Raw genomic sequence first — 7,462 nt, forward strand, 5'->3', positions numbered from 1 at the left:
TAAGTCTCGCAAGGTTTCACTGGCCCGGCTTTTGTGCGGAATTTCATGCGGGGCTGCATCCCTCGCTCTTGCCACGGCACCCTCACAGGTGAGGGCGCAGGCGGTGCAGGGGACGGCAACGGTCCAGTTCGGCGCGAGCGCTCCCGTCTTCAACGGCACGAATACCGATACCATCTTCGTCAGCGCGAACGAGGCGTTGATTGACTGGGCGATCAACAGCCCGACCGGCGAGTTCCTGCCCGAGGGCATGACCTTGCGGTTCAATGCCGACACCGGCACGCCCTTCACCGTACTCAATCGTGTCACGGACACAGCTACAACCGGTCCACTGTCGATATCCGGAACAGTCTCGTCAGATCCGCTTGGCAGGATCTGGTTCTACAATGCCGGCGGTTGGGTGGTCGGGTCGAAGGGTGTCTTCAATGTCGGCAGCCTGATCCTCACGTCGCTGCCGATCACCGTCGACCCGGCGACATCTGGTGGCACTCGTCTTTACGGCGACAAGAACGAGATACGCTTCGGTTCTGCCCTCGATCCAAAATCGTCGGTCTCGATCCAGTCGGGCGCGCAGATCAATGCGACGCTGTTCAACAGCAGCTACGTTGCCCTTGTCGCACCGCGGGTTGACCAGGCTGGCACGATCAAGGTGAACGGTTCCGCCGCCTTCGTTGCCGCAGAAGCGGCGACCTTGACGATCAACAATGGGCTGTTCGACATCGTTGTCGACAGTGGGTCGGCTGACGATACGGGTGTCTCCCATACCGGCAGCACGACGTGGGCGGCAAACAGCTCCTCTACCGACAGCAACCATGGTGTCTACCTCGTAGCCGTTCCCAAGAACCAGGCGATGACTGCCATTGTCTCCGGGCGGATGGGATATGACAGTGCGACGACCGCCGCTGTGGTAGACGGTTCGGTCGTACTCTCGGCAGGGTATAATGTTGCATCAGGCCGCGTCGATCCGAATGCTGTCGTGGGCGACGATGCTTCCCTTGCCATCTCGAACCTGACGATCGGATCCAAGGGATTCGCCACTTCGCTGCTTGGTAGCGCCAGTGGTGGCATTGCCATTGACGCGACCACGGCGTCGACGGTCGTCAATGGCAGCGCGGCATTCGACGCGCGCGGCGATCTTTCCGCCACGATTGACAACGACAGGTCCATATCTGTCGAGGGCGATCTGTCGCTGACTTCGGCGAATGGCGCCAAGGCTGGCAACGTGGCGGTGTCTGTTGCCGGAGATGGCGGTCTCTTCGTAAGCGGAGGCCTGAGCCTCGCGTCCACCGCAACCGGGGCGATCCAGACCGACCCGTCGAACGGCGATGCATTGCTGCCGGATTCCTTGGGTGACGACGCGGTCGCCGGCAATGTCTCGCTGACTGTCATCAACGGCAGTGTCTTCGCGACTTCGACTTCCTTGCTGAGCGACGCAACATCCGGGCTCGGCGCCATCTCGACTGGGAGCGCTACTTCGGGATCAGCGAAGATCGTGGTTTCCGCGCCCGCCGGTTCAACCAGCAACAGTGTCTCCTTCGGCGATCTCACCATCTCGTCTGCCGCCAGCCACGGCTTTTTCAGCCGTCAGCAGCCGGTCAGCGGCGGCAATGCCACATCTGGTGAAGTATCTCTGTCAGTGTCCGGGGGGACTTATTCGTCCCGTTCACTCTCGCTTTATTCGGATGCGATCACCTATTCCGTTAGCGACCAGTCGCCACTTGATGCCACTGCGGGCGCAGTATCCGTCAGTTTTTCCGATATCCCGACGCGGTTCCAGACCGGTTCGATCTACGTGTCGAACTATGCCTCGGCCAGCGATGGCGGCGTTGTCTCGCTCGGTAACGTGTCACTGTCGTTGGACAATGCCAATGCAGGGACCGGGCTTGTCACCAACAACGGCACTCTCCTCGGTCCCGTCTCTCTCGGATCGAGTGCTTACGGCGATCTGATCAACCCCAACACGGTATCGCTAAACCTCACCAACAACTCCCAACTCGATACCCTTGACGCGAGTGTCTATCTGTCGGCGAGCGGGAGTTATGCATCGGGAACACAGCGTTCAGCCAATGTCTCTTTCGTGAGCGATGCCAGCACGCTCAATGCAGGATACCTGAGCCTGTCCTCTGATGCGAGCTCCTACGAGAGCGGCGTAGATAGCCAATCCGGCGCTGTCACGGCAATCTTGCGCAATGGCTCTTCGGCAACATCGAAATTCGGCACATATCTGCGCTCGCAGGCAAGCGGGGGAAGTGGCTTCGATGGTGGCAGCGGTACAGGTGGCGCCGTTGGCTTAACCCTTTCCGATTCATCCTATTCTGGCGACCTGTCGTTGCGTTCGACGGGTAGCGCGGGCCGAAGAGGCGACATCGCGGGCCTCTCCGGTGTCGGGACAGGAGGGGATGTATCGTTCACCCAGTCTGGCAAGACGGCGTCGTTCACCGGTTCGCAGGTCACTGTGTCCAGTCTCGGCCAAGGCGGGGCGGCGTTTGAATCCTTCCGGACCAGCTTCGGCTCGCAGGTCGGAGATGGCGCGAGCGGAATTGGTGGAACCGCAACATTCGCCATTGCGGATGGCACATTTGCGGCGAGCACGCTCGTCGTCAGCGCAACCGGTGAAGGTGGCAATGGCCAGAACGCGGCTGGCGGGGGGCCGGGTGCCGGTGGCCTCGGTCTCGGTGGTTCGGCAGCGCTGAACGTCACGGGTGGATTGGTTTCTGTACCCGATATTACTGTCACGGCATCGGGTTACGGTGGCGACGGGGCGTTCGCGGATTTCGACATTGACGGCGGCGTTGGCGGGGCTGGCACTGGCGGTGAAGCATCGGCAACCATCACTTCCGGAACGATCCGCACGGATTCCCTCCTGGTCGAGGCCAATGGCAACACGCCGATCTCGGACCCGATTTTCGGCGGTATCAGTTACTTCGGGAATGGCGGTTACGAATTCGGTGGAACGCTACAGCCGGGAAGGGGCGGGCTCGGCACCGGCGGGGTGGCGCTCGTCACGATCGATGGCGGCTCCTTGTCCGCGACTGTGCCGTCTCGCGATGTCCCGCTACAGGTCCAGGTAAGGGCTACCGGCAGCGGCGGGCTTGGCGGTTACTCCTATGGGTCCGGTACTCCCCAGTACTCCGGTTCCGGAGGAGACGGGGTCGGCGGAACTGCTACGCTCCGATATCTCTCTGGTGTGTTCGATGCCGGCATCATCGGAGTCGATGCGACCGGTAGTGGCGGACGCGCCGGAAACTTCATTAACGATGCCGAGGATGCCTTCTTTGGCGGAAGTGGCGGCAGCGGTACCGGCGGCACGGCAACATTCGAAATCGCTGCAGATTTCGGCGCTTCCACATCTCTCGGCGATCTCCGCACCGTTACGGTATCCGCCGACGGTATCGGTGCCATCAGCGAAACTGGCACCAACGGGGGTACCGGTGGCAATGGTACTGGCGGCACTGGCCGTCTTCTGGTTGCCGCCGGCACGACAGCACTCGGCGATCTCACCATAACTGCCGAGGGCAGGGGGAGCGATGGTGGCGATGGGAAATCCGGAGGCAATGGCGGACGAGGCGGTGCGGGCATCGGTGGCGTGGTCGAGGTTGTTTCCGACGGACTCGGTGCAAAACTGACCATAACCGGTGCCGCATTGTCTGCGGCAGGCGTCGGTGGAAACGGCGGCAATGGCGGGGCCGACACCGCCACCGCAGGTAATGGCGGAGCCGGCGGCTTGGCCATAGGCGGGGAAGTTGCGTTCGCGGCGGCAAACCTTGGCACGCTCACGGTTTCAGGCCCCGCGATCGAGGCATCCGGTCGAGCCGGAAATGGCGGGCTTGGTGGAAACTCTGCGCTGGTCGGCGGCGTCGCCCAAGGCAACGGCGGCAATGGGGCTGACGGTTCAGGAGGCGCCATCACCGCTACGGCATCCGGTGGCGGCAGCCTTGCATTCGATGGTCTGGCCCTGATCGCCAGCGGTCTGGGCGGTGCCGGTGGTGGCCGCGTGGATGGCAGCAGCAGCGGTACGCCCGGCCCCTCGATCGGCGGCACGGGCGGCCGCGGCAGCGGGGGCCTGATTGCTCTCAATTCGACGGGCGCCAATTCGAGCATTTCTTTCGGCAGCTTGACGGCAACCGTCGACGGCACTGGCGGCGCCGGTGCTGATGGAGCCGGATCTACGGCCTCAGGCGATGGGACGGCTGGCAGCGCGGGCGGTGATGGTTTTGGTGGTGCATTCAGTCTGCTCGCTGACCTCGGAGGCTCGATCGCAATCGCCGAGGCCGATGGCGGACTGGCGATTTCGACTTCGGGCTTTGGCGGCAACGGTGGGCGAGGCGTCGATGCAACCGGATCGAGCGGAGGTTCCGGCGGGAGTGGCGGCGCTGCGGGGGCAGGTTCGGGGGGCACCATCGCGCTTTCGGCCAATCGGCTTGGCGAAGCTTCACTGGGATTGTTCGGCGGCACGACCCTCACCGCAAGCGGCGTCGGCGGCACAGGCGGTGCAGGCGGCAACGGTGCCTCGGCGAGCGAAACTGGAGTCGCGGGTGGCAATGGCGGCAATACCGGCCTCGCCCAGTCCGGGGTCGGTGGAGCTATTTCCATCCGAGCGGAAGGCGGAAAGCTCGGGTTCGGCGACCTTGCTGCTTCGGCGGTTGGCACCACGCAGTTCAGAAACCTGGCTGGACTGGGGGGCAATGGGCCAGGCGGTGCGGGTATTCGTGGCACCTCAACTACCGTTGCGTCTGCGGGCGGAACGATCGCGTTCTCGGCGAGCGACGATATCGACGGTGGCCTCGGGCAAGTAACGGCTGGCGCCGTAATCGCAGACGTCACGAGCAAGCAATTGTTCGTCGATCTCGGCTTCGGCTTCAACACGATACCTGGCAGCATATCGCTGTCAAACTCGGCGACTGCGGCTGGCGGCGGTCTGCATTTTGGCAGCTTCAGGGGTGAAGCGTCTGGTTTTCCTGCAAATCTCGATCCGACGATCGGTATTTCCGTCACCGCCGGCGCAATTGCGGTCGATGCTGACCTGACGCTGGCTTCTGGCGGCAACATCGCCATCACCCTCTCCGATGGCGCTTCGCTGACCGCGGATACTGCGCGTGTGCTGAGTGATACCGGTATCGCGGTAAGTGGCGAGGGCGATGGCCGCTTCTCGGCCCGCACGATAAACCTTCTGTCGTTCGGTTCGATCGGAATCGTCAGCAATGGCTGCACTACGGCGGCCTGCCGCCCAGTCGAGGCCAGCGGCAGTCTCGGTTTGGAAGCGTCTGGCGATTTCAGCCTTTCCGGTCCGGCCGAACTGGCAGGTCTGGGCAATCTCGAAGTCTACGCGGGCGGGAACATCACCGGCGATGCCGGCAGCGGATACTATTCGAATGGCAACGTCGCGGTACGAGCCGGAAACGATGCCACGATCCGCAACATCTCGGGCGCAAATGTCATCGCCGAAGCTGGTGCGGTGCTCGATGGAGATTACTTTTACGTCGATGGCTTGCTGACCCTTGGCGAGGCTTCGGGCGGCGGCCGCTTCGACGCTTCGGGCAGTCTCGATCTCAACAGCGGCGGAACCGTTCTGACTCTGGATGGCACCGCCTTCACAGCCGGAGCGGGCGTTGGCGTCCGGTCCGGTAATGATATCCGGATTGGCGGCAACAACAGCTTCCTCGCCAACACCGGGCCATCGTCGGTCCCCGAACGCGTGATTTTTGCAGCGGGCGGCCAGCGGATCGATTACAGCCTCGTGCCCTCCAACATCGCTACGCTGTCGATCGGGGCAGGTTCGGCAATAGATGCTGGCACAGGCGGCGTCGAGATTTCCGGCGCTGCCATCGATGCTCGTCTGGCCAGCTTTGCGGGAGCATCGTTCCGCGCGGATGTCACCGGAGCAATATCGGCATCGTCGATCCGCCGAACCGATGGCGATACGCTTGATGCGGATTGCCTCGAGGGCGCGATCTGCATCGGAGACGTCAACTCCGCTGACTTCGTCAGCATCGGTGACGGAGACTTCAAGGCCTTCGATATACGCTCCAACGGCGCGATATCAGGCAAGTCCGTCGTGCTTTACGCGACCAGTGACATAACCATCGGCGGTCCCGAGGTTTCAGCGCAGATTACAGCGGTCGATGGCCTTTCGATCACGTCCGAGGAAGGTGGCATCGCTGTCCTTGGCGGTTCATCGCTGCAAGGGGGCTTCATCAGCCTGACAGCCGCTGCCAACCTGTCGGGCTCCGGGAATATCGAAGCGACGGTCAGCGACATCGGACTCGCGATCGGAGGTGACATCGATGCCACCTCTCTCGTTGCGGCACGTGAGCTGACTTCGGCAGTCGCAGTCGGCGGCGAAACCGAGGAGAGCTTTGCTGCTGCCGGCGCGCTACGCACGGGCACTCTCTCGCTCGGCGCAACCAGCGCAGTTTCAGCCACGGCCGAAATCCGCATCGGCTCCCTCTCATTGGCTGGCTTTGACGGCACTTTTGATGCGGCAACTTCGCTTCATGTGGGTACGGCGTCCGACGTCGGCAACCTGTCCCTCACTGGTGGCACCGCCGTCACGTTCGGCGATCTTGTGGTCGGCGGTGATCTGTCGATCGATGCGCCGTCAATCGAAGGCACGAGTGCGAGTGCAGGTGGCCTGCTTTCCATCACCGGCGATGACCTTGTTGCCGACCAGCTTGAGTCGGCGGGCGATCTGTCGATCACGATCGTAAATGAAGCGATCCTGGGTTCCGTCACGTCAACCGGTGGCTCGGTATTCATCGACCCGGCGCTGCTGACGTTCGATGCGATCGCTGCGGACGGCAGCATCACGCTCGCAGGCGGGACGATCACCGGCGGCACGCTCGATGCGGGCGCCGGCATCACCGTGACCGCGACCGGCGCGTTGACGCTGGCCTCGGCCACTGCGGGCACGACGATGACGCTCGGCGCCGACAGCCTGCAGGCAGGCGCGCTCGACGTTGGCGGCGATCTCGCGCTCACCGTGACCAACGGCGCGGTGCTGACTGGTGCGGTGACGTCGGGGGGCAATGCCTCGGCTGGGTTCGGCACGCTCGACTTCACCACGCTCGATGCCGGTGGTCTGGTGAGCCTCGAAGGCGGCGATCTTGCCGGCAGCAGCATTGTCGCGGGCACCAGCTTGACCGCTCTGCTCGGCGGGACCTATGCGGTGGCCACGGCAAGCGCAGGCACCGACCTTGCGCTTCAGGCCGCGAGCGCCAGCGGCACGTCGCTGGCCGCGCTGGGCAATCTCGATGCGACGGTGAGCGGCCTTGCCGGTGTCACCGGTTACAGCGCAGGCGGCGATCTGACGCTCACTGCGGGCACGCTCGATGCCGCGACGCTCAGCGCCGATGGCCTGATCGCGGGCAATGTCAGCGGCACGGCGACGCTGGGCTCGGCCATCGCCGGAACCACGCTCGACTTTACCGCAGCCAGCCTCACGGCGACGAGCCTGCAATCGGCAGGC

At 63.5% G+C, this 7,462-nt stretch carries 1 protein-coding gene; it reads left to right on the forward strand.

Annotated elements, in window-relative coordinates; genetic code table 11:
* Nucleotides 1–103: 103 nt before the first annotated feature.
* Nucleotides 104–7,462: hypothetical protein (locus HGI46_RS20770; RefSeq protein ID WP_168905699.1), on the forward strand; the 7,359-nt coding region annotated here is incomplete at its 3' end.

The sequence above is a fragment of the Novosphingobium sp. ERW19 genome, from assembly GCF_012641315.1.
Taxonomy (GTDB): Bacteria; Pseudomonadota; Alphaproteobacteria; order Sphingomonadales; family Sphingomonadaceae; genus Novosphingobium.